The 21,466-nt window shown below is 61.5% G+C and carries 16 protein-coding genes; 1 reads left to right on the top strand and 15 read right to left on the bottom strand.

Annotated features, from left to right (window positions below):
• Positions 1–358: 358 nt before the first annotated feature.
• The 12 genes from QWI75_RS08265 to QWI75_RS08210 all read right to left on the bottom strand — a co-directional run bounded on the left by QWI75_RS08265 (position 359) and on the right by QWI75_RS08210 (position 15,230).
• Positions 359–1,576, bottom strand: coding sequence for an ammonium transporter (locus QWI75_RS08265; RefSeq protein ID WP_370693629.1), 1,218 nt, complete (start codon positions 1,574–1,576; stop codon positions 359–361).
• A gap of 141 nt (positions 1,577–1,717) precedes the next feature.
• A complete protein-coding gene (gene cynS / locus QWI75_RS08260) occupies positions 1,718–2,158 on the bottom strand; it encodes a cyanase (RefSeq protein ID WP_289268220.1) in 441 nt (146 codons plus the stop codon).
• 58 nt (positions 2,159–2,216) lie between these two features.
• Positions 2,217–3,062 (bottom strand): ABC transporter ATP-binding protein, encoded by an 846-nt coding sequence (locus QWI75_RS08255; RefSeq protein WP_289268219.1) that lies wholly within the window; start codon positions 3,060–3,062, stop codon positions 2,217–2,219.
• Between the two features lie 3 nt (positions 3,063–3,065).
• Positions 3,066–4,049: an ABC transporter permease gene (locus tag QWI75_RS08250; RefSeq protein WP_289268218.1), complete on the bottom strand. Its 984-nt coding sequence runs from the start codon at positions 4,047–4,049 to the stop codon at positions 3,066–3,068.
• A 34-nt stretch (positions 4,050–4,083) separates the two neighbouring features.
• Positions 4,084–5,400 carry a CmpA/NrtA family ABC transporter substrate-binding protein gene (locus QWI75_RS08245; RefSeq protein ID WP_289268217.1) on the bottom strand — a complete coding sequence of 439 codons (1,317 nt, stop codon included), beginning with the start codon at positions 5,398–5,400 and terminating at the stop codon, positions 4,084–4,086.
• Between the two features lie 354 nt (positions 5,401–5,754).
• A complete protein-coding gene (gene glnA / locus QWI75_RS08240; protein ID WP_289268216.1) occupies positions 5,755–7,164 on the bottom strand; it encodes a type I glutamate--ammonia ligase in 1,410 nt (469 codons plus the stop codon).
• Between the two features lie 56 nt (positions 7,165–7,220).
• Positions 7,221–9,923, bottom strand: coding sequence for a [protein-PII] uridylyltransferase (glnD, locus tag QWI75_RS08235; RefSeq protein ID WP_289268215.1), 2,703 nt, complete (start codon positions 9,921–9,923; stop codon positions 7,221–7,223).
• Positions 9,920–10,258, bottom strand: a complete 339-nt coding sequence (locus QWI75_RS08230) for a P-II family nitrogen regulator (RefSeq protein ID WP_289268214.1) — start codon at positions 10,256–10,258, stop codon at positions 9,920–9,922. Before QWI75_RS08230 ends, glnD begins: the two co-directional genes overlap by 4 nt.
• Before the next feature lie 60 nt (positions 10,259–10,318).
• A complete protein-coding gene (locus QWI75_RS08225; RefSeq protein ID WP_289268213.1) occupies positions 10,319–11,632 on the bottom strand; it encodes an ammonium transporter in 1,314 nt (437 codons plus the stop codon).
• A gap of 127 nt (positions 11,633–11,759) precedes the next feature.
• Positions 11,760–12,611 carry a DUF6733 family protein gene (locus QWI75_RS08220; RefSeq protein WP_289268212.1) on the bottom strand — a complete coding sequence of 284 codons (852 nt, stop codon included), beginning with the start codon at positions 12,609–12,611 and terminating at the stop codon, positions 11,760–11,762.
• Positions 12,612–12,734: 123 nt separating this feature from the next.
• Positions 12,735–14,510, bottom strand: coding sequence for an NAD+ synthase (locus QWI75_RS08215; protein ID WP_289268211.1), 1,776 nt, complete (start codon positions 14,508–14,510; stop codon positions 12,735–12,737).
• A 312-nt stretch (positions 14,511–14,822) separates the two neighbouring features.
• Complete coding sequence (locus QWI75_RS08210) at positions 14,823–15,230, bottom strand: CC0125/CC1285 family lipoprotein (protein ID WP_289268210.1); 408 nt, start codon at positions 15,228–15,230, stop codon at positions 14,823–14,825.
• A 738-nt stretch (positions 15,231–15,968) separates the two neighbouring features.
• Here QWI75_RS08210 and QWI75_RS08205 point away from each other — a divergent pair.
• Complete coding sequence (locus QWI75_RS08205) at positions 15,969–16,493, top strand: hypothetical protein (protein ID WP_289268209.1); 525 nt, start codon at positions 15,969–15,971, stop codon at positions 16,491–16,493.
• A 13-nt stretch (positions 16,494–16,506) separates the two neighbouring features.
• Here the strand turns inward: QWI75_RS08205 and QWI75_RS08200 are convergent, their stop codons facing one another.
• The 3 genes from QWI75_RS08200 to QWI75_RS08190 form a co-directional block, all read right to left on the bottom strand.
• Positions 16,507–17,712, bottom strand: a complete 1,206-nt coding sequence (locus QWI75_RS08200; protein WP_289268208.1) for a GAF and ANTAR domain-containing protein — start codon at positions 17,710–17,712, stop codon at positions 16,507–16,509.
• Between the two features lie 120 nt (positions 17,713–17,832).
• Entirely contained in the window at positions 17,833–18,879 is a 1,047-nt protein-coding gene (gene aroB / locus QWI75_RS08195; protein ID WP_289268207.1) for a 3-dehydroquinate synthase, read from the bottom strand.
• Between the two features lie 444 nt (positions 18,880–19,323).
• Positions 19,324–21,432 (bottom strand): type IV pilus secretin PilQ, encoded by a 2,109-nt coding sequence (locus QWI75_RS08190; protein ID WP_289268206.1) that lies wholly within the window; start codon positions 21,430–21,432, stop codon positions 19,324–19,326.
• Positions 21,433–21,466: the final 34 nt, after the last annotated feature.

Below are 21,466 nucleotides of genomic sequence, written 5' to 3'. Positions count from 1 at the left end.
CGGCCCTTCATCGTCTTTTCGTCACTGTGCCGGCGGAGAAGCACCCACGCCCGTTTCCCTTCCGTCGTTTTTCATAGGCCGCCGGAGAAACTGTTCATCAACCCATCACCAAAAACAAAAGGCGCCGCGATGCAAGGGAGGGCGCCTCATCACCCTTCCCGCTCACCGCCGGCGCCTTTGCCAGCCAATCCGACAACACTGCCGGATCTGTTGTTCTATTCTGCGCTTACATCCTCACTCCATTGTGAGGTGCCTGCGATCAAACTACCGGGGCCAGCTCATCCCTCAACTAAACCTGTGCCCACACCAGCCGCTCTAAGATCACGGGCAACGCATGAATCAGAGGCCGTTTTCAGCATCAGGAATAGGCACGCTCGTTGTGCTGGCTGAGATCCAACCCCATCCGTTCTTCCTCTGCCGTCACGCGCAGGCCGACCACCCGATCGACTAATTTCAAAATGACCAGCGTCCCCGCGGCGGAAAAGAAGCTCACCGCCACCACGGCTAGGATCTGGACTCCAAAGAAATGCAGGTTGCCGCTCCAGAGCCCGTCGGCCCCGGATGCGTTGACGCCCTTGGAAGCCAGCAATCCCGTCATCACCATTCCAAACACTCCGGCCACTCCATGGATGCCGACCACGTCGAGCGCGTCGTCGTAACCGAGCTTGCCCTTCTTCATGATGGCCCAATAGGACAGGGCTCCGGCCACCCCTCCGATCAGCAGCGCTGAAACCGGGCCGACGTAGCCCGCCCCTGGCGTCACCATCGCCAGCCCGGCCACCGCGCCGCTTGCGATTCCCAGCACCGTCGGGGTTCCGCGATGGGCCCATTCCACTGCCAGCCAGGCCAGCGCCCCCGCGGCGGCGCCGATATGGGTGGCCGTAAAGGCGATGACCGCGGTTTCGTTCGCGCCCAGGGCGCTGCCCGCGTTGAAGCCGAACCAGCCGAACCACAGCAAACCGGTCGCGAGAAGCACCATCGGAAGATTGTGCGGCGCCAGATAATCCGTCCCGTAACCCTGACGCGCTCCGAGGACGAGCGCGCACACCAGCGCGCTCACGCCCGAGCTGAGGTGCACCACTGCGCCCCCGGCGAAATCCAAGGCTCCCAAGCGGGCCAGCCATCCGCCGCCCCACAGCCAGTGCGCGATCGGGCAATAGATCGCCAGCGACCAGAGTCCGGCGAAGAGGACGAGCGCGCTGAATCTCATGCGCTCGGCAAAGGCGCCGGTGATCAAGGCCGGCGTGATGGCCGCAAACATCATCTGAAAGACCATGAAAGCTTGATGCGGGATCGTGGGGCCATAGGCCGCATGCGGCGCCAGCCCCACGCCGCTCAACCCGATCCAGTCCAGATTGCCGACCAGGCCCTCGGTGTCGGGACCGAACGCCAGGCTGTAGCCGACGGCCATCCACAAGAGACTGACCAGGCACACGACCACAAAAGTCTGCATGATCGTCCCCAGCACGTTCTTGCTCCGGACCAATCCGCCATAGAACAGCGCCAGCCCCGGCAAGGTCATGGCCAAGACAAAGGCCGACGACACGAGGACCCATGCGGTGTCGGCCTCGTTGATCGCCGGCGCCGCTGCCGGCACTTGGCCCCAGGCCGACCCGGCTGAGGCCAGACCGGCGATCACTGCCAGCCCGAACCGTGCAAGACCCATTCGATGCATGATGCTTGCTCCGCGATAGACAGAAAATCTCGGGTTCCGGATTCAGAAGGTCTTGTACTCCAGCCATTTGCCATTGAGCGTGATCTTGCAGCGGGCCTCTCCCTGGCTGCCGGTCACCTTTTCCATATCAATGGAGAAGTCGATCGCGCTCATGATCCCATCGCCGAACATCTCGTTGGCCTGTTCCCGCAGGGAATCGCCGTACACGCCGATGATTTCCAACAATCGGTATTTGAAGGGGTCCGTGGTGTTCGGATAGTCGGTCCGGACCGGAAATTTGCTCAGGGCCTCCGTGGTCGCGCCATCGAGATCCAACAGCGCGCCGACTTTCTTGGCTTCGTCGAGCGTGAACCGATGATTGCCGTTCAGCGCCGCCGCCACAAAGGTCGGGTTCTTCCCGACCGTCTTGGCGATTTCGGCGATCGTCACGTTCTTCTTCATCCGCTTGTCTTTGATCGTATTGCGCACCGTCTCCTTGTCCATGTGCCCCTCCTCGGTTATGCCGCCCTGTCGACGGAACGGCTATGTGTGCCTGCCTCGCTTAGAACCGCACCAGCACCGGCTCTTCAACGGAACGCCCGCCGGAGGCCGACCCGACCCCGCCGGCATGGGCCGCATGCCGGACCAGGAAATGAATCACGTGATTTCTGATCTTGTAGTAATGGGGATGATCGATGATCGACTCCCGCGAGCGCGGTCGCGGGATCGTGACGTCCACGATCTCGCCGATTCGAGCGGACGGTCCATTGGTCATCAACATGATCCGATCCGACAACAGAATGGCCTCATCCACATCATGGGTGACCATGAACACCGTGTTCTTCGACGTGTTCCACATTTGAATCAGCTCTTCCTGGATCACGCCGCGGGTCAAGGCGTCGATCTGGGCAAACGGCTCATCGAGCAGCAGGACTTTCGGTTCAATGGAAAAGGCCCGCGCCAACCCGACCCGTTGCTTCATGCCGCCGGACAAGGCCGCCGGCCGTTTCGCCTCCGCCCCCTTCAACCCCACCAGCGCAATGTATTTGTTGACGTGCGCCGCCACTTGCGAAGGCTCCCAGTCCTGATAGGCCGATCTCACAGCCAGGGCGATGTTCTCGAACACCGTCATCCAAGGCATCAGGGAAAAATTCTGAAAGACGACCATGCGGTCCAGCCCCGGCCCCGAGACTTCACGGCCTCCGAGCAGAACCCCGCCTTCTGACGCCTCATCCAGCCCGGCGATGATATTTAGCAGGGTGCTCTTGCCGCAACCCGAATGGCCGATGACCGTCACGAACTCGCCCTTGTCGATCTTGATTGTGACGTCCTTGAACACGCAGACCCGCCCCTCGCCCAATGGGCTGGGAAAGTACTTGCTGACGTTGTCGATTTGCAGAAAGGCCATGGGTTACTCCTGATAGGTGACCAAGCCCGCCAGCTTGTTGAATCCCGAATCCAAGATCACTCCCACGCAGCCCACGACGAGAATGGCGAAGATGACGCCGGAAATATCGAGGTTGTTCCATTCGATCCAGCTCAGATACCCCACCCCCAGCTCGCCGAGCAGCATTTCCGCCGGGACCACCGCGACCAGCGCGCTGCCGAAGGAGATCCGCAGGCCGTTGACGATCGTCGGGGCCGCGCCGGGCAAGATCACCTTGAAGAGCCGCTTGAACCAGGACAATTGGAGGATCGCGGCGACATGCAAATAGTCCTTGCGCAGACCGTTCACGCCGAAGGCCGTCGTCGCCAGGGTGGGCCACAGCGCCGCCATGAAGACGACCAACACCGCAGTCCACTTCGGATCCTTGACCGTGTAGAGCAACAGCGGCATCCAGGCCAGCGGCGAGATCGGTTTCAGAATCTGGATGTAGGGGTTCACGGCCTTGAAGAGCACCTTGTTCAGTCCTAACAACACGCCCAGAATGATCGCCACCACCGAGGCCGCCAGGAGGCCGGCGCCGAACCGCGCGACCGTGTAGAGCACGAGGTAGCCGATCCCGTGATCGTTCGTCCCCTTCTTCACGAAGGCCTCGCTCAGCTCGACCCGCGCCTTCTCCAGCACGGCCAGGGGGCCCGGCACTCCCTTGACCTTTTCCTTTTCGGGATTCCACTGATAGGTGCCGCTCTCCGTGCGGACGATGTCGCCATTGAACTCCATCAACTGGAGCTGTTCCTCGGTCATCCCTTTGGGATCGAACGGGGCTCGCAGCGTGAAGAGCTGCCACCCCAGTAGAAATAGAAACAGGATGAATCCGGAAATGAACCATGGGTTGCCGCCGGTCTGTCCGGCCATCGCGCGGACCTTCTTTCCATTTGCCGCCGGGCCGGTCCGTACCGTTGCCTCGACTCCGATCGACTTCCCGCCCGCCACCGCCGTCTCCGTCAGCATATCCTGTTCTCCTCCTCCCGGCGTCACGTGCTGCTCACGCCATCCCGTGGATCTTGAAGCTCTTCACGTAGGCCTCGGCTTGCTGCGGATCGAACTCGCGGCCCATGATCACGTGTTTCGTCGTGGTGCTGGCATGGGTGGGATAGCCGAGTTCTTTTGCGATCCGATCGCAGTCGGCGGCGCGATAGACCTGCTCCGCCACCGCCTTGTAGTTGACGTCCCCCTTGAGATGGCCCCATCGTTTCATTTGGGTGAGAATCCAAACGGCCATCGAATGCCAGGGGTACGGATCGAAGTCGATCCGGTTCGGCTCCTTTTTGATGGCGCCCAGCCCATCCGCGTAGGTGCCGGTCAGGACCTGCTCCAGCACCGTGACCGGCTGATTCAAATAGTTGGTCGGCGCGACGGCCGCGGCGATCTCTTTGCGATGCGCGGGGTTCGAGGCATAGTGCGTTGCATCGACGATCGCGCGGAAGAGCGCCCCGAAGGTATTCGGATAGCGCGCGGCGAAGTCCTGCGACACGGTGAAGGCGCAGCAGGGGTGCCGGTCCCAAATCTCCTTGGAGAGCTTGAAGATGAACCCCACGTTTTCATACACCGCCCGTTGGTTGAACGGGTCGGGTCCGAGATAGCCGTCCACGTTGCCGGCCTTCAGGTTCGCGACCATCTCCGGCGGCGGCACGACCCGAATCTGCACATCTTTGTCCGGATGCAGGCCTCCTTCGGCCAGGAAATACCGCAGCAGATAGTTGTGCATCGAATAATCGAACGGCACGCAGAACCGGAATCCCTTCATGTCCGCCGCCGCTTTGACGTTCTTGTGCTTGATATGCAGCGTGATGGCCTGTCCGTTGATGTTCTCGACAGCGGGCATGTAGAAGGGCTTCGGGACGGAGCCAGCACCCAACGTGATGGCCAGCGGCATCGGCGTCAACATATGGGCCGCGTCCACCTCGCCATTGATCGCCCAGTCGCGGATCATGGCCCAACCGGCGGCCCGCTTCACCGAGGCGTTCAGCCCGTGCTTCTTGTAGAAGCCGAGCGGCTCGGCCATGATGATGGGGGTCCCGCAGGTGATGGGAATGAAGCCCACGCTCACATCCTTTTTTTCCGGTTTCCCTATCGGATCCGCCGCCAGCGCGACGATCTCCCGAAGGGGGAGGATCTGCTCGATTACGGTCATCAGCGTCGTCGCTCCTAGCGCCGCGAGGAATCGGCGCCGCGAGGTCCCGGCGCTCTCAAGGACGGCATGAGCCAGCGACTCCTTGACCGTTCGCTCGAAATACTCGTCGGATGAGAGCAGCGGTGCCTCGGACGTGCCCGCTTCGCGTGTTCCCCTGTCATCGCTCATAGTCGGCTCTCCTTTGCCGGTTTTTCCGCTCTTCGCCGGCACGCCGTGAGTCATCCTGCGTTCCAACTCCAAAAAAAAGCGTCCTCGATCCCCATGACCGGGAACGGAGGACGCCATTGTCCTGCCTGAGCCTGTCGGCCACCGGCCCGAGACCGCCCTGTCTCGTCGTGACCGCTAAAACGAACGGCGTCCGCCACCCTTTTCAGAATGACGGACGCCGTTGTCCGTTGACTTGGTTATGAGAGCCGTACTGACGACGCCGTTGTCCCAGTTCGACTCTTGAGCGTGGCTTATACCACGCTTCCCCGCCCGCCGTCAACCGCCACGTGGGAACGGTCCGCGACAGGCCGGTCTCTATGCGTCGTAATAGAGGAAATACTCGTATGGATGCGGCCGGAGGCGCATCGCATCGACTTCCTTGGTCCGCTTATAAGCGATCCAGGATTCGAGCAGATCCTCGCTGAACACTCCGCCCTTCAGCAGGAACTCATGGTCCTTTTCGAGCGCCACGAGCGCCTCGTCCAAGCTCCCAGGCATGGTCGGAATCTTCGCCGCCTCTTCCGGCTCGAGATCGTAGAGGTCCTTGTCCGCCGGTTCTCCGGGGTTGATCTTGTTCTCGATTCCGTCCAGACCGGCCATCAGCATGGCCGAGAAGGCCAGGTACGGGTTGGAGGTCGGGTCCGGGAACCGCACCTCGATCCGCTTGGCCTTCGGGCTTGGTGAGTACATGGGAATCCGGATGCCCGCCGACCGGTTCCGGCTGGAATAGGCCAATAGCACCGGCGCTTCAAACCCGGGCGTCAGCCGCTTGTACGAGTTGGTCGTCGGGTTCGTGAGCGCCGCCAAGGCCTTGGCGTGCTTCAGGATGCCCCCGATGTAGTACAGGCACAGTTGGGAGATCCCCGCATATTCCTTCCCGGCGAAGAGCGGCTTCCCCTCTTTCCAGATGCTCTGATGGGTATGCATGCCCGAGCCGTTGTCGCCGAAGATCGGCTTCGGCATGAACGTCACGGTCTTGTTGTGGCGCTTGGCGACGTTCTTGACGATGTACTTGTACATCATCATCTTGTCGGCCGTAGACACCAACGTGTCAAACCGGATGTCGATTTCCGCCTGGCCGGCCGTCGCCACCTCGTGGTGATGCTTTTCGACCATCATGCCCGCTTTTTGCATCTCCAGGATCATCTCGCTGCGGATGTCCTGCTGGGTATCGGTCGGGGCCACCGGGAAGTAGCCTTCCTTGTGGCGGATCTTGGACCCCAGATTGACGCCGTCATGCCCGGCGTTCCAGATTCCTTCTTCCGAATCGATGAAATAATAGGAGCTGTGGCTGGTTTGGTCGTACCGCGCCTGGTCGAAAATGAAGAACTCCGCCTCGGGTCCCCAGTAGGACACGTCGCCGATCTTCGTGCTCTTCAGGTGCTGCTCGGCCTTCTGAGCGATGTAGCGCGGATCGCGGTCGTAATTCTCGCGCGTGACCGGATCGACCACGTTACAGATCAGGCTCAGGGTCGGCACAGCCGCAAAGGGGTCCATGCAGGCCGACTTGGGATCGGGGATGGCCAGCATGTCGCTGTTATTGATAGCCCGCCATCCCCTGATCGACGAGCCGTCGAATCCCGACCCGTCTTTGAAGAGTCCTTCGGTCATTTCCTCCACGGGAATGGAGAAATGCTGCCAGGTGCCGATCAGGTCGACGAACTTGAGATCGACCACGGCGACCTTGTTCTTCTTGGCAAGTTCCAACACTTCCTTCGCTGTCATCCCCCTCCTCCTTTCAGAACACTGGCTCCAACGGTGTTGCCAGAACTGTTCGGTGACTAATAGTCGCGGGGCCGTTGATCGAGATACTCGTCGATGGCCTTCTTCAGGGTCGTCCGAATCTCCTCCCGCCTGGACGACTCCTCGATTTTGCCGCCGCCCCTCGCATCCGTCACGTAGAACACGTCCGCGACCTGATCGAGCCTCGTCGAAATCCTCGCCGCATGGACCGACAGGCCCAACTCGAAGATCGTCTTCGCGATCACGTACAGCATGCCTTGGCGGTCGTCCGCGAACACATCGATGATTGTCAAGCGATCATGCGTTTCCTGATCCAGCCTGACCTCGGTGCTCTGCCGCAACACCGAGGCCCGGCGGTCCACCCCGAGACGCCCGCCGCGGGCCAACAGCGCCTCCACGGATTCCAGGCCTTTCAGCACCCGGCGGATCGTCTCGCTCACCTCCAGGCGGCGCTCAAGCGGCGGCGCGCCCATAAAGTCCGGGTCCTGCACCTGGAAACGGTCGAGCACCACATCGTCCCCTCTAGTCAGGATTTGAGCATCCAGAATGCGCAATCCATGGGCAGCCAACACGCCGGCGATTTTCGAGAACAAGCCGGGTGTCACCGAATTCCACGTGATCACCGTGTACTCGCAGGTCCCCAAGTCGGCATGGAAGTCGGTTTCCACCACGACCTCGCCCGGCGCCAGCCTGCGGACCGCGGTGAGGTGCATGGCGATTCTGGCCGGGGGCGTGGCGTGCATGTACCGGACGGGGAACCGGCCCAGTTCCTTTGCGATGTCACTGTCCGACATTGGATCGGCTCCCATCGCCGTGAGGGCCGCCTGCACCTCCCGCACGACCCGCAGCAGGCGGCCCGGATCGTTGGGCGCTTCGCGCTCGCCGGACAGCTCCGGCAGGGCGCGCAAATACAATTCGATCAGCAACGACTCCTTCCACTTCGTCAGGACCCCCGGCCCCACCGCGGCGATGTCCGCCGCGGTCAGCACGAGCAGTTTCCGCAACACCTCCGGGGTCCCCACCGCCCTGACGAACGGCAGCAAGACCTTTTCATCATACGGATCGCGGCGAAAGGCCGTGTGGGACATGAGCAGGTGCTGGCGGACCAGGAACGTCAGTGTCCGCCGGTCCTGCTCGTCCATCACCAGGCGGTCCGCCAGATCTTCGGCGATGCGCTGTCCGACCTCACTGTGGTCCTCCTCGCACCCCTTGCCGAGATCGTGCAACAGCACGGCCAGATGCAAGATGTCCTTACGATGAATTTCCCGATAGACCTCGCCCAGAATTCCCTGATCCGTAGCCAACGCTTCCGCCTTGCCCACCGCGAGCAAACTGTGCTCGTCCACCGTGTATTTGTGGTACTGATTGAATTGCATCAACCCGCGCACGGTGGCGAACACCGGCACGAACTTTTCGAGCAGCCCGACCTTATGCATGGTGGACAGGATGCTGGACACCGGACCAGGTCCGGCGACAATCCGCAGAAAGGCCCGTCCCACCTCGGGGCTCCGGAAGGGCTCTTCGTCCATCTCCTTCACGCTGTGATGAATGAGATCCAGCAGGTGCGCGTCGATGCGGAGATTCCTGGCCTGCGCCAACTCGAACAGGCGTAACAGCAGGAGCGGGTCGTCCAACACCCGCATACGGAGATCGGCCGGCACGGTAATCGTCTCCCCTTCGACCGTAAAGACCCCCTCCATCCTCGGCCCCGGAATCCAGCGCGACAGCTTCGTCCAGAGGGATACGCTGCGCGAGCGGTCCACGAACCGCATGCTCAGGTCATGCAGCCCCATCGTGCAGCGGTAATATTGTTGCATAAACTGCTCGACCCCGCGCAGGTGCGGCCGATCTTCGTACCCAAGCCGCTCCGCCAGCCAGATCTGCTCATCGAACGAGAGAATCTCCTGCGCCATGCCCGCATGGAGATGCATGAGGCTCCGCACCAGCCAGAGAAAATCCTTGGCCTCGGTCAGGGCGAGATAATCCGACCTCGTCAGCACGCCGCGATTGGCCAGCTCGGTCAACGTGCCCACCCCGAACCGCGCCAGCGCCACCCATTGCAGGAGGTGCAGATCCCGCAGCCCGCCCTTGCTCTTCTTGACGTTCGGTTCGAGCAGGTACACCGTTTCGCCGAACTTTTCGTATTCCCGCTGACGCTCGTCGATCTTGGAGAGAATGTACCAGTCCACCCGCCGGTTGACGATCCGGCTGGTAAACCGGTGCCGAAATTCCTGGAACAGCTCCGCGCTGCCCGCCAAGAATCTGGCCTCCAACATGGAGGTGCGGATCGTCAAATCGTTCGCCGCCAGGTCCAGGCAGTCCCCGATCGTTCTGACGCTGTGTCCGACCTGAAACCCCAAATCCCACAGGTGATGGAGCACGGCCGTGGAGAGGGCGGCCCCCTGGTCGGCCGCTTCCGGCCGGTACAAAAACATGACGTCGATGTCGGAAAAGGGAAACAGTTCCCGACGGCCATATCCGCCGAGGGCCACCAGGCAGCAATGTCTGAGCCCCGTTTCCGTCAGGCGGGAATCTCCGGACCGGACCACGTTCCGGTAGCGCCCGGCGATCAATCCATCGACGAAATCGGTGAAGCCGGCCACCACGTCGCCTGGCGGAGCGCCGCCGAGCAGGCGCTGAAAGATGGCCCGCCGTTCATCGGAGAGCGTGGCGCTCATCGGCTCGCCGGTCGCACCCGGACTTGACCGAGCGCCGGTCACCTGAGGGACAGCCTGATTCACAATGCGCTCTCGCCGGTTTCTCCGGTGCGGATACGAATCGCCGACGCCAAGTCCCGAACGAAGATTTTGCCGTCGCCGATGCTGCCGGTTTTGGCGCTTCGCGTGATGGTTTCGAGCACACGCGGCACCTGCGCGTCGGTCACCGCGACTTCGACTTTGACTTTGGGAACGAATTCGATCGTGTATTCCTGCCCCCGGTAGGTCTCCTTGTGCCCCTTTTGCCGGCCGAAACCCTTCACCTCGGTCACCGTCATGCCCTGGATGCCGATTTCGAGGAGCGCGTCTTTCACCTCGTCCAGCTTGAAGGGTTTGATGATGGCCTCAACAAGTTTCATGCGTCTCTCCTCTCCTCCTCATCGGACGGACTGTGGTGCGATGAACATGACCGAGACGGCCTACGAATAGGCGCGCTCGTTGTGCTGCGCCAGATCGAGGCCGCTCGACTCCTCATCCGGCGTCACCCGCAGTCCGGTCAGGACATCCAGGACCTTCAGCAGCACATAGGTCATGACCAGCGAAAACCCGGCGACGACGACGACCGTCAACGCCTGGACGCCGAAGAACCCCGGGTTGCCGAACAACAGACCGTCGGCTCCTCCGGCATTGACGGCTTTGGAAGCAAACAGGCCCGTCGCCAGGATCCCGGCGATCCCTCCAACACCGTGAATTCCCACGACATCGAGGGCGTCATCATAGCCGAACTTCCCCTTCCACACAATTGCGAAGTAGCAGAGAAATCCGGCGATCGCGCCGATCATCAAGGCCGAAAGGGGACCCACATAGCCGGCTCCGGGCGTCACCGTGGCCAGACCTGCAATGACGCCGCTGGCCATGCCCAGCACGGTCGGCTTGCCCCGGTGCATCCATTCCACCAGCATCCAGACGAGGCCGCCGCATGCGGCGGCCGTATGGGTGGCCACGAAGGCCCCCACGGCGACGCCGTTCGCCCCGAGCGCGCTGCCCGCGTTGAAGCCGAACCACCCAAACCAGAGCAGTCCCGTCCCGAGCAACGTCAGTGGGAGGTTATGGGGCGCCATATAGTCCGTCCCGTAACCGCGCCGCTGGCCGAGCACCAGCGCGCAAACCAGCGCGCTGACGCCCGACGTGATGTGCACCACGGCCCCGCCGGCAAAGTCCAAGGCTCCCATCTTGGCGAGCCACCCCCCGCCCCAAATCCAATGGGCCACAGGCGCGTACACGACCAGAGACCAGAGAATGCTGAAGAACAGCATGGCGCTGAACTTGATCCGCTCGGCATAGGCTCCCGTGATCAACGCGGGCGTGATCGCCGCGAACATCAGTTGAAAGACCATGAATGCTTGATGCGGGATGGTCGGCCCATAGGCCGGATGCGGGTCCATGCCGACTCCCGCGAGCCCGACCCAATCGAGCCCGCCGATCATCCCGCCTTTGTCCGGTCCGAACGTCAAGCTATACCCCAGCAGGATCCAGAGCAGGCTGATCACGCTCAAGATGCTGAGGCTGTGGAGAATGGTCGCTAGCGCGTTCTTTTTCCGGACCAGCCCCCCATAGAACAGGGCGAGGCCCGGCACGGTCATGGCCAACACGAGGGCCGAAGAGGCCAAGACCCATGCCGTGTCGCCCGTGTCAGCCTTCAGTGAAGGCTCGGCTCCTTGCGCGAAACAGATGCCGCCACCAGCCGCGCTCACGATGAGCAGCACGGCACCGATCACGAGAGCCGGCCCCACGGTTTTGGATCCTCCTCGATATATCCTCACTCCTCCCTCCCTTGCTGCCGCGGTCGTTGCTTTCTGCCTGGCCCTTGTGCGGGCGGCGCGACGGTCCGCGCCGCCCGCGCCCCCGTGATGAGCGTGACTAGAACGTCTTCGTGAATTTGATCTTGTAGAAGTCCTGATTGTCGGTCAGGTCCCGCCCCACCGTGAAGCGGAGCGCCATGCCCCCCGCCAGCTTCATCTCCGCATAGGGGCCGACCCACCGGTAGTAATCCTGCTGGGCCCCCGGCGCGCTGTTGTCCCGCGTTGTCAACAAGTGCTCGTAATGCCCGCCGATCGACCACATGCTGTTCAGCCGGTACCCCGCGTTCACCCAATAGTGCAGAAAATCCCAGGTCCCCCGGTTCCCGGTCGTGCAATCCGGAAAATCAGACACACAGCCCGCTCCAGCCCCGCCCGGGCTGCCCCCTTCGTTGCGCCCCGCCTTGTAGTAGCCCATATAGAACTCGCCCTCGAACCGGCTGTCCAAATAGTTCACGGTGATGTTCGGCACCCAGCCGTCGAAGGCCGTTGTCCGTTCGTTGCGGCTGCCGCCGCCCTTGGGGAAGGCCCCGCCGCGGGAAGAGAGCAATTGGCCGTGCACCGTCCCGATCATCGGGGTGATCGAGAGACGGTCGTCCAGGAATTTGAGGTTCACGCCGAGGTCCAGTTCAAGCCAGGGGTTGGAGTCATGCACGCCGAGGCCCTGAATGTCGGTCCAGTAGGTGACGTTGAAGGCCAGGGCCAGATTCTTGGTGAGTCCATAGGTGCCGTAGACCTGCGGGTTGAAGCCGAAGAAGCTGTCGGCCTGCAGAGCCATGGTCACGGAGACCGGATGTTTGGTCGTGTCCATCAAATCGTCCTCGGCTCCGACCGGCATCGGACCGCCGCCCAGCCCTCCTGCAACCATGAGCCAGATCAAGAGCCCCTTCCTCCATCGATGCGCTTGCGCCATGCTCCCTGCCTCCTCCTCAGTAATGTGAGTTGCTTGAACCGGCGATCGTGTCTCACTCATGATCCGCCGCTCCCCTTTTGTGAGCCCAGGACTTCCTGGAACCTCCGCGCTCGGGCTCGCCGGTCAGCCTCGATACCGATTGGTGATCGGCATCCGGCGGTCCTTCCCCAAGCCCCGATGCGTGATCTTGATGCCCACCGGCGCCTGCCGGCGTTTATATTCGCTGTGGTCCACCAGCGCGATGACGCGCTCGACCGTCGCCCGGTCGAACCCCATGGCGGCAATTTCGTCGGGAGATCGGTCATCCTCGACATAGGCCTTGAGGATCGGATCCAGCACCGGATAAGGAGGCAGCGAATCCTCGTCGCGCTGATTCGGCCGCAGCTCAGCGGTCGGCGCCCGCTCCAACACCCGCTTGGGAATTATGGTCGCCTTGCCGAGGCTGTTTCGGTACCGGGCCAGTTCATAGACCATCGTCTTTGGCACGTCCTTGATCACGGCGAAACCCCCGGCCATGTCCCCGTAGAGCGTCGCGTAGCCGACGCTCAACTCGCTTTTGTTCCCGGTCGTCAGCACGAGGTGTCCGAACTTGTTCGAGATCGCCATCAGAAGATTGCCGCGGATGCGGGCCTGAAGGTTCTCTTCGGTGACGTCCGACGGATGGTCTGCGAACGTGGGTGCCAGCGCAGCCCGATACGATGCGAAGAGTTCTGCAATCGGAACGGTTCGGTATTCGATGCCGAGCCGGCTTGCCAGATCAGCCACGTCCTCATGGCTTTCGATGGACGTGAACGGGGACGGCATGAAAAGCCCCAGCACATTCGCCGCTTCCAACGCATCCACGGCAATCGCAGCGGTCAAGGCCGAATCCACTCCGCCGCTCAGACCGATCACCGCCCGTTGGAATCGGTTTTTCCGCACGTAATCCCGCACGCCGAGCACCAGGGCCCGGTAGACTTCTTCGAGTTGATCCATCGGCTGGGCCAGGCTCGGCACGGCCCGGGGCGCATGACTCGGCGTTTCGTACGCCGGCACGACCATGCGTTCGACCGAGCTGGGGAGACGGCCGCCAGCGGCCCTTCTTCTCCCCTGGACCAGGCGACCCCGCCCGACCGCGGTCGCATTGAGATCCGTCACGAGAAAGTCCGCTTCAAACGCCTTGGCCCTGGCAACCACTTCGCCCGTTTGGTCCAGCACCACGCTGTTGCCATCGAACACCAATTCATCCTGGCCTCCCACCGTATTGGTGTAGGTCACGATGACGTGGTTGTCCCGCGCGCGCGTGGCCAACATCTGCTCGCGTTGACGGCTCTTGGCGATATGGAAAGGGGAGGCGTTGATGTTGACGATGATCTCCGCCCCGGCCGCAGCCTGGAACTTGGTCGGCCCTTCGGGTAGCCAGATGTCCTCGCAGATGTTCACGCCGATCGTCGTGCCGTTCAACACGATGACCGGGCTGCGCTGTCCCGGATAGAAGTACCGGCTCTCATCGAAGACGCCGTAGTTCGGGAGGTACTGTTTCGCGTAGGTCGTGACCAGGCGGGCATCCACGATGACCGCGGCGGCATTGTAAAGTTCGTCCCGTCCCGCCGGGACGGCGGTCGGCTTCATCCGCTTGGGTTCGGCGCCGACGCCCTGGGCCACGTAGCCGACGACCACCGCCAGGCCGTGACATTCCGGGATGAGCGCTTCCAGGGCACGGCGGGTGTCCTCGATGAACCGCGGCTTGAGCAGGAGATCCTCCGGCGGATACCCGGTGAGCGCCAGTTCGGGGAAGGCCACGAGGTCGGCCTTGGCCTTGCGGGCTTCCTTCACTCCGGACATGACCGCCTGAAGATTTCCGTCGAGATCCCCCACCGTGGGATTGATCTGGGCCATGGCCACTCGAAACGTCCGCATCAGTCCTGCCCTACCGTCTTGGAGATCCGCTGAGGAAGCCCAGGCACCCCCGTCAGCATCCCGCGGCCAAAAAAAAACGCCCTCAATCCCCATCGCTGGGAAAAGAGGACGTCGTTGTCCCTTGTGCTTTGTCAGACCATCCAGTCAGACGCCGTTGTCCCCGGATGTTGGGCGCACTTATAACAGCCTCCCCGCGGTCCTGTCAATCTCTTCATGACATCATGACCTCGTAGGCATCCTCCCTTACCGCCAGCAACTGAGCGGCTAGTTCACCGGCTCCGGACCCCAGGCCACTCCCACGGCCACGGTTTGTCACTCCCGCGGAAGCTGTCGGAGCTGAGCCACGACCTGTCTCGCATCGTGGAACAGGTTCGCGCCTTCCGGAATCCTCCCCTTATGGACGCGCAGCAGCACCGAGGTGGTCCTGGAGAGGATCACATTGTCGAACCGTTCCCCCATTTCGAAATAGTCATACCCTCGCTGAAGCGTGACCTCCGCGCAGCGGAGCTTGATATAGTCATCCATGCGTTCCTGCGGCGTGAAGAGTCCGGCCCGATACTCCACCCGAAATTCATTCTCGGCGACTTGCGTCACGTCCTGGCCGGTCGTCTGCTCCAATGGCTTGTAGCTCGTCGTCGCGCATCCGGAGAAGCTCAGCAGCAGCGCAACGCCGACCATGACTGCTCTGGGCCTCCGCTGGATCAGCAGTCGATCAGACATCGCTTGACCTTTTCCATGCTCACCTCGGTGGGGCTTTCCTTGCGGGGCGGCGACGGCCCCTTTTGCCATAATGGCCGACCGGTTCGCAAGCCGTGCGTCGAAGGAGGGTTGCTCGACCGCCCAAATCGCGATTCGGGGCGGCGCTGTGACTCCTGACATCGTCTTCCGCACCTCCCGCAAGCGCTGAGCTGACACCCATACCAAGAGGTGCGCATTTTTGATACACTGGCCCCTCAAACAATCATGAAAGCACCAGAAGTTTCTCCCCCTGTTCGTTCGTCTTCTGCCTCGCGACTTATCCTGTTGCTGCTTGTCAGTCTCATCGTGCACCTGAGCGGCTGTGGATTGTTCTCGCCGAAGCGAACCCTGCTGTACGACGGACCGAGAGGATCCATCCTGCTCGAAACCGTTCCTCAACGGGGCTCCACCGCTGGGTTTCGGTCGGTGACGGGACTCCAGGCTTCTCATCCGATCATTCTGGAATCATCGGTCATTCTGGCAAGCTTGCGCGGCCTTTCGATACGACCAGACTCGGCCACTGTCTCAGCCTCAAACGGCTCGATACGCGTCAGCCCGGTCCTTTCATACGAAGATGCGCAGTTTCTGGCTCCGTTGATCAGCACCGCCCTCTCCGCGGCTACAGCCGATCAATATGTCATCTTTCGAGTGCGGAGCTCTCCCGGAAGCTCGGAAACGGACCACAGAGCCGGCACAGGAGTCGATTCGGGGCTATCGCAGATGCCTTCGATCGAGCAGAAAGAAACGGCGGGCGCGCTCTATGTGCGGGGGCGGGCGCTGCACATCATTTTGACGAAATATCGCGGTCGTCCCGACGCAACCCGCGCTCTGGACTCTAGTCCCGCCGACTCGAAAGACCTGGCTGGCCGTACCCTGCTCTTCACGCCGGCCTCAGCCCTACGGACTGACTTGTCTCGGCGTGAGGTATTGCCGCTGCCCGCCGAGCTGCCATCGGTGTCCGTGGACTATCAAGCCCTTCCGCGCACGCCGGAACCACCGGCGCCTGCGCCGGCTCCTACGGCAGGAGCGCCCGAATCACATCTGGCGCCGCCCGCGGCATCCACAGCCGAAGAGGTCCGAGAATTGAAAGAACTGGTCGTGAAGAAGGATCTGGAACTGGAACGACTGCGGGATGAGATTAATCGCTTAAAGCAAGACTTGAAAGACCTGGCCGCTCAACAACGTGGGACCGCCGGGTCCCACAAACAGCCACCGCGAACAACGCCCTCCACACCGAAACCGTAACGCACAGGTTCTCTTAGGCGAGCTTGCCTCCACCTGCCGCCTGTTCCTCGATCTCTCCCGCGAGAAGAATCGCCTCGGCGACCTCCCGCATCGATTTGCGCAAGGTCATGCTTTGCCGTTGGATCAGGCGGAACGCTTCCTCCTCGGTCAGTTTCCGGGTCCGCATCAGATAGCCCTTGGCCCGCTCCACGACCTTCCGAACCGCCAGCGCCTCCTGCATCTCAAACGACTTGTCGAGCAACGTCGTATGTTCGATGGCGATAGCCGCCTGATTGGCGATGGCCTGGACCACCTTGGTTTCTTCGGCCGTGAAATGGTGCGAGACGGACGTGTAGGTATTGATCACGCCCAGCGCCTTGTCCCTCACCAACATGGGCACGGACAGCAGCGAGCAGAGGCCTTCCTTCCTGGCGATGTCCGGGAACATATAATCGTGTTCTTTGGTCACATCCGGCACGATGATGGGCCGCCGCTCCTGCACGGCCCGGCCGCTGATGCTTTGACCGACTTTCAGGTGCGGCTTCCGGCGGTAGGCCTCGCTCAAGCTCTGCGTGGCCACGATGCGCAGCTCGCCCTTCTCATGGTCCAAGAGCATAATCGAGCAGATCTTGGAGTTCATCAGTTGCGCGACCATGGCCACGATCAACTGAAAGATGTCTTCAATCAGCCGATTGGATGTCACGGTCTCGGAGACCTGCGAAAGCGTCTCCACCTGCAGGACTTTTCTCCGCATTTCTTCATAGAGGCGCGCGTTCTCGATGGCGCCGCCCACTTGATTGGCGATGGTCGTCAGCAGCGCCAACTCGTCGGCCTGATATCGGCGGGGACGTTTGTGTTGGACGTTGATCACGCCCACCACTTCCTTTTTGGTCAGAATCGGCACCGACACGAACGCCTGATACCGATCTTCCGGCAGGTTGTGGAACACCTTGAACCGCGGGTCATCGCTTGCGTTGCTGGGAATCACCACGCTCATGCGCTCCCGCGCCACCCAGCCCGTGATGCCCTCTCCCAAGCCGAGCGTAATGCGGCCGATCAGCCTCGGGTGGGGATTTTTGGAGGCACGAAGCACCAGTTCGTCCTTGCCCGGCGACAGCAAATACAGGAGGCAGGCATCGGCGTGCGTGACTTCCACGACCACCTCCACAATATGCTTCAGGACGGATTCGAGATCTAACGTATTGCTGATGGAATCGCTGATGCGGTGAAGCACTTCCACCTCACGCGATTTCTCTCGTAAAGCCTGTCGGAGACGATCTGTGGAATTGTGCAAGGCTTTGGTCATACGAGGAGTGTTGTCGCTGGTACCTGACATTGCGTGGGCCGCCACGGCCGGCTGTTAAGCATGCTCTTTCCTTACCCGGGCGAACCACTGCCGAAACTCATCACGCTGCACGGGGGCGATGCGTACCTCTCCGATCCGAACGGGCCACACCCCATAGACCGTGCCCTGGACCACTTTCTTGTCATGCTGCATGGCCGTCCACATTTTCTCCATCGAAACCCGAGGAAGACGGTACGGCAATCCGGCTGCCTGCGCCAACGTACGAATCCGTTGGACCACATCCGGTTGGCAATAGCCTAAATGAACCGCCAACGAGGCTTCCGCCACCATCCCGATCGCCACCGCCTCTCCATGAATCAGCGACCGATAGGCCCCGAGCGCCTCCAGCGCGTGGCCGATGGTATGGCCATAGTTCAAGATCCTCCGGCGATCGCCTTCCCGCTCATCCGCCCCCACCACGGCGGCTTTGATTTCACACGATCTCCGAATGACCGCAGCCGTCGCCTCCCGATCCAACTTGAGCACGGCCGAGATGTGCTGCTCCAGGTATTGAAAAAAATCGGGGTCGGCGATCACGCCGTACTTGATGACCTCGGCCAACCCGGCTGTGATTTCGCGAACAGGCAGAGTCTGGAGGGTCACCGGGTCGATCAACACCGCCCGCGGTTGATAGAACGCGCCGATGAGGTTCTTTCCCAACCGATGATTGACCCCGGTCTTGCCTCCCACGCTCGAATCGACTTGCGCAATGACCGTGGTCGGAACCTGGACGAACGGCACTCCCCGTAGATAAACGGATGCGGCGAAGCCCGTAAGGTCCCCCACGACGCCGCCGCCCAAGGCAACAAGGAAGGAACTGCGTTCGAACCGCTCCTTGACCAAGATATCCAACACCTTCCCCATCCAGGCAAGCGTCTTGGCCCGCTCACCGGACGGAACCGTGATCAGATGCACACGATATCCTGCCCGTCGGAGCGCCGCCATCACCTCAGGCGCGTACAAGCGAGCGACGGTTCGATCGGTGACTAACCCCACCTTTCCTTTTGCGCCCAACCCTTTGAGCCGAGCCCCCACCTCCCCCAGCAATCCGGGCTGGATCACAATCGGATATCCCCGCTCTCCGAGGGAGACGGTCACCTGCGTAGAGAAAGGTATGGTCGTAGCCGACATACGCTGACAGCACTCGGATGCACCAGCCCAACCAGATTTATCAGCGCGCGCTCTGTCTGTGGAACGCTTGAGGAATGCCATCCGGCTGCCGGGCAGGCGAGATGCCGAGATAGTAGCACAGGATCGTGGCCAACTAAAAGTCTGGTCAGGGGCTGCGACTCGAGTGCTGTGGGGCATCCGAACAACGACGAACAGATGGCTTGCTGACGGGCGCCAGCGGGGATATCGGAAGCAGCCGGTTCAGAATGACGGTGAGAGTGATGCCGCAGGAGGCTGAGCGCGTCTCTTATGCGTGCCGGGCTAGGGTGCACCCGCCGCGCAACTCGGCTTCCGGCCGAGCAAGCCACACGGCGACCTCGGACCTACCGGATCTCGTCAGCTCTTGACGATGTTCGGCGTCAGGAAGATAAGCAACTCCTGTCTCGCAATATCCTCGACTTTGTTCTTGAACAACCAGCCGAGTACCGGAATCCGCGAGAGATACGGAACCCCGTTCACGTTGTTCTGCTGTTGATCGACGTACACGCCGCCGATCACCATGGTCTCGCCATCTCGAACCAGGACTTGCGTTTGAGCCTCCCGCTTGTCGATGCTGGGCCCCGCGGGATTGCTTCGCGCTCCGACGGCGTTTCTGGTTGCCCGTACCTTGAGCATGATTCGCTTGGTTACCTCGTTCGGATCACGCGACGTGATCTGCGGCGTCACCTGCAGTTCCAGATTCGCGTCAACGAACGTGGTCTGCGTGCCCTGCAACGAGACGGTTTGGAACGGAATGGATTCGCCCTGAGAAATCTTGGCCTCCCGGTTATCCAACGTCGTGATTTTCGGCGAGGCGATCACCTTGGTCAACCCCAGGGCCTCTCCAGCGGAAAGACGAAGATCCAGCAGCGCGCCGTCCGTCTTGCCGAATTGAAATCCGACCGCCGGAATAGGCTGAAGACCGGCCACCGTCGCCGGCAAATTTACCAGGAAATCGCTGACCGGCTGGCCGAACGACCCCGTGGTGCCGGCCCTGAAGTTGGCGACTCCGTTCGCGGACCCGAGCGTATTCACATTTTGAAAGCCCCATTGAATGCCGAGGGAACGGGTGTAGTTCGTGTTGGCTTGCACCACCCGCGCTTCGATTTCCACCTGCGGCAATTGCAGGTCGATTCCATCGACGAGCTGCCGGAACATTCCGATTCTGGACTCGATGTCCCGCACAATCACCGCATTGCTCGCGTTGTTGAATTGCATCTGTCCCCTTGGGCTCAGATACTGCCGCAACGACGTCACCACCTCCTGCGCAGGAATGTTGCGCAGATAAAAAATGCGCGTCACGATCTCTTCGGCTTTACTCTTGGCTTCCTTGGCTTTCGCTTCCTCCTCCTGCTGTTTGGACAGATTCATCAAGGTGTCCACCCAGACGATGTTGCCCTGCTTCATCATTCCAAGGCCGTTCATGCGCAGCAACATGTCCAGCGCCTGATCCCACGGCACGTTGGCCAGCTTCATCGTCACCTTGGATTTAACCCCTTCACCCACCACGATATTGAAGCCACTGACCTCGGCGATCAGCCGCAGGACGTTGCTGATTTCGGCCGCTTGGAAATCCAGCGAAATCCGCCGCCCGACGAAGCGCGGCTGGTCGACGACAACCTCATCCTGATTTTTTTGATCGATTGCGGCGGTGAGTTGCACCAGTTGCGGCTTCATGGCCGTCCCCTGGTTCGGGTGCTGAACGGCGTGGACGGCGCGCGGCGCAGAGCCGAGAGTGGCAACAGACCGTACGGACATTTCAGGAGATGAGCCGGCGCCCGAAAAGCGTTCCGGCTCTTGCGCTTGAGCTTTTGGAAGCACGGTCTTTCCCGCCGTTCCCGCAAGGTGCACGATCAGGCCGCTCGGCGTCGACTCAACAGAATAGGCCGCTGGCTCCGTCAGATCCACGACTAGCCGAACCTTCTCGCTGTGACGTCCGAGGCGAACCCGCTGGATCAGTTGATCCTTCCTTCCGACCTCCGGGACAACGGCCTCGGACGACACACGTGGCAGATCGATAACGAGACGATTCCCCTCGATGAGGCGCACGTCGTGGGACAGCCGCCCGTCGGCCGAGACCACGATTTGGACGCCCTGCGCATTCGGATGCACCTCGACGGCCTTGATTGTCGTGGCCGTCATGGACAACGCCATGTGGATCGGGAACTCCACCTGCAAGCTGTCACCATCCCGCGAGATATCGGGATCGGCCGGCTCTGTGAGCTGAAAGACAATGCGCGAACCCTTGATTGGCGAGGCGATATTTTCACGGATGAGTTTGACCACTGGACCTTGGTTCACGACTGCTTCGCCGGAGGCCGTACCCCAGGAATGGCCGGGCAGCACAATGGACACCATGGGCGGCACCGAGCTCTTTCGAACTTGATAGACCTCATCTTTCCTTACCCCTGCAATTGTGACACGCACCCGGTCCGGGTAGGGCGTGATATGCAGTCCGGAGAGCATCGGCCGCTCCTCAGCAGGTGCCGGTGGTTGACTC

Origin of the sequence: Nitrospira tepida (genome assembly GCF_947241125.1) — a bacterium.
Classification (GTDB): domain Bacteria; phylum Nitrospirota; class Nitrospiria; order Nitrospirales; family Nitrospiraceae; genus Nitrospira_G; species Nitrospira_G tepida.
This window is presented reverse-complemented; position numbering and strand designations above follow the sequence as displayed.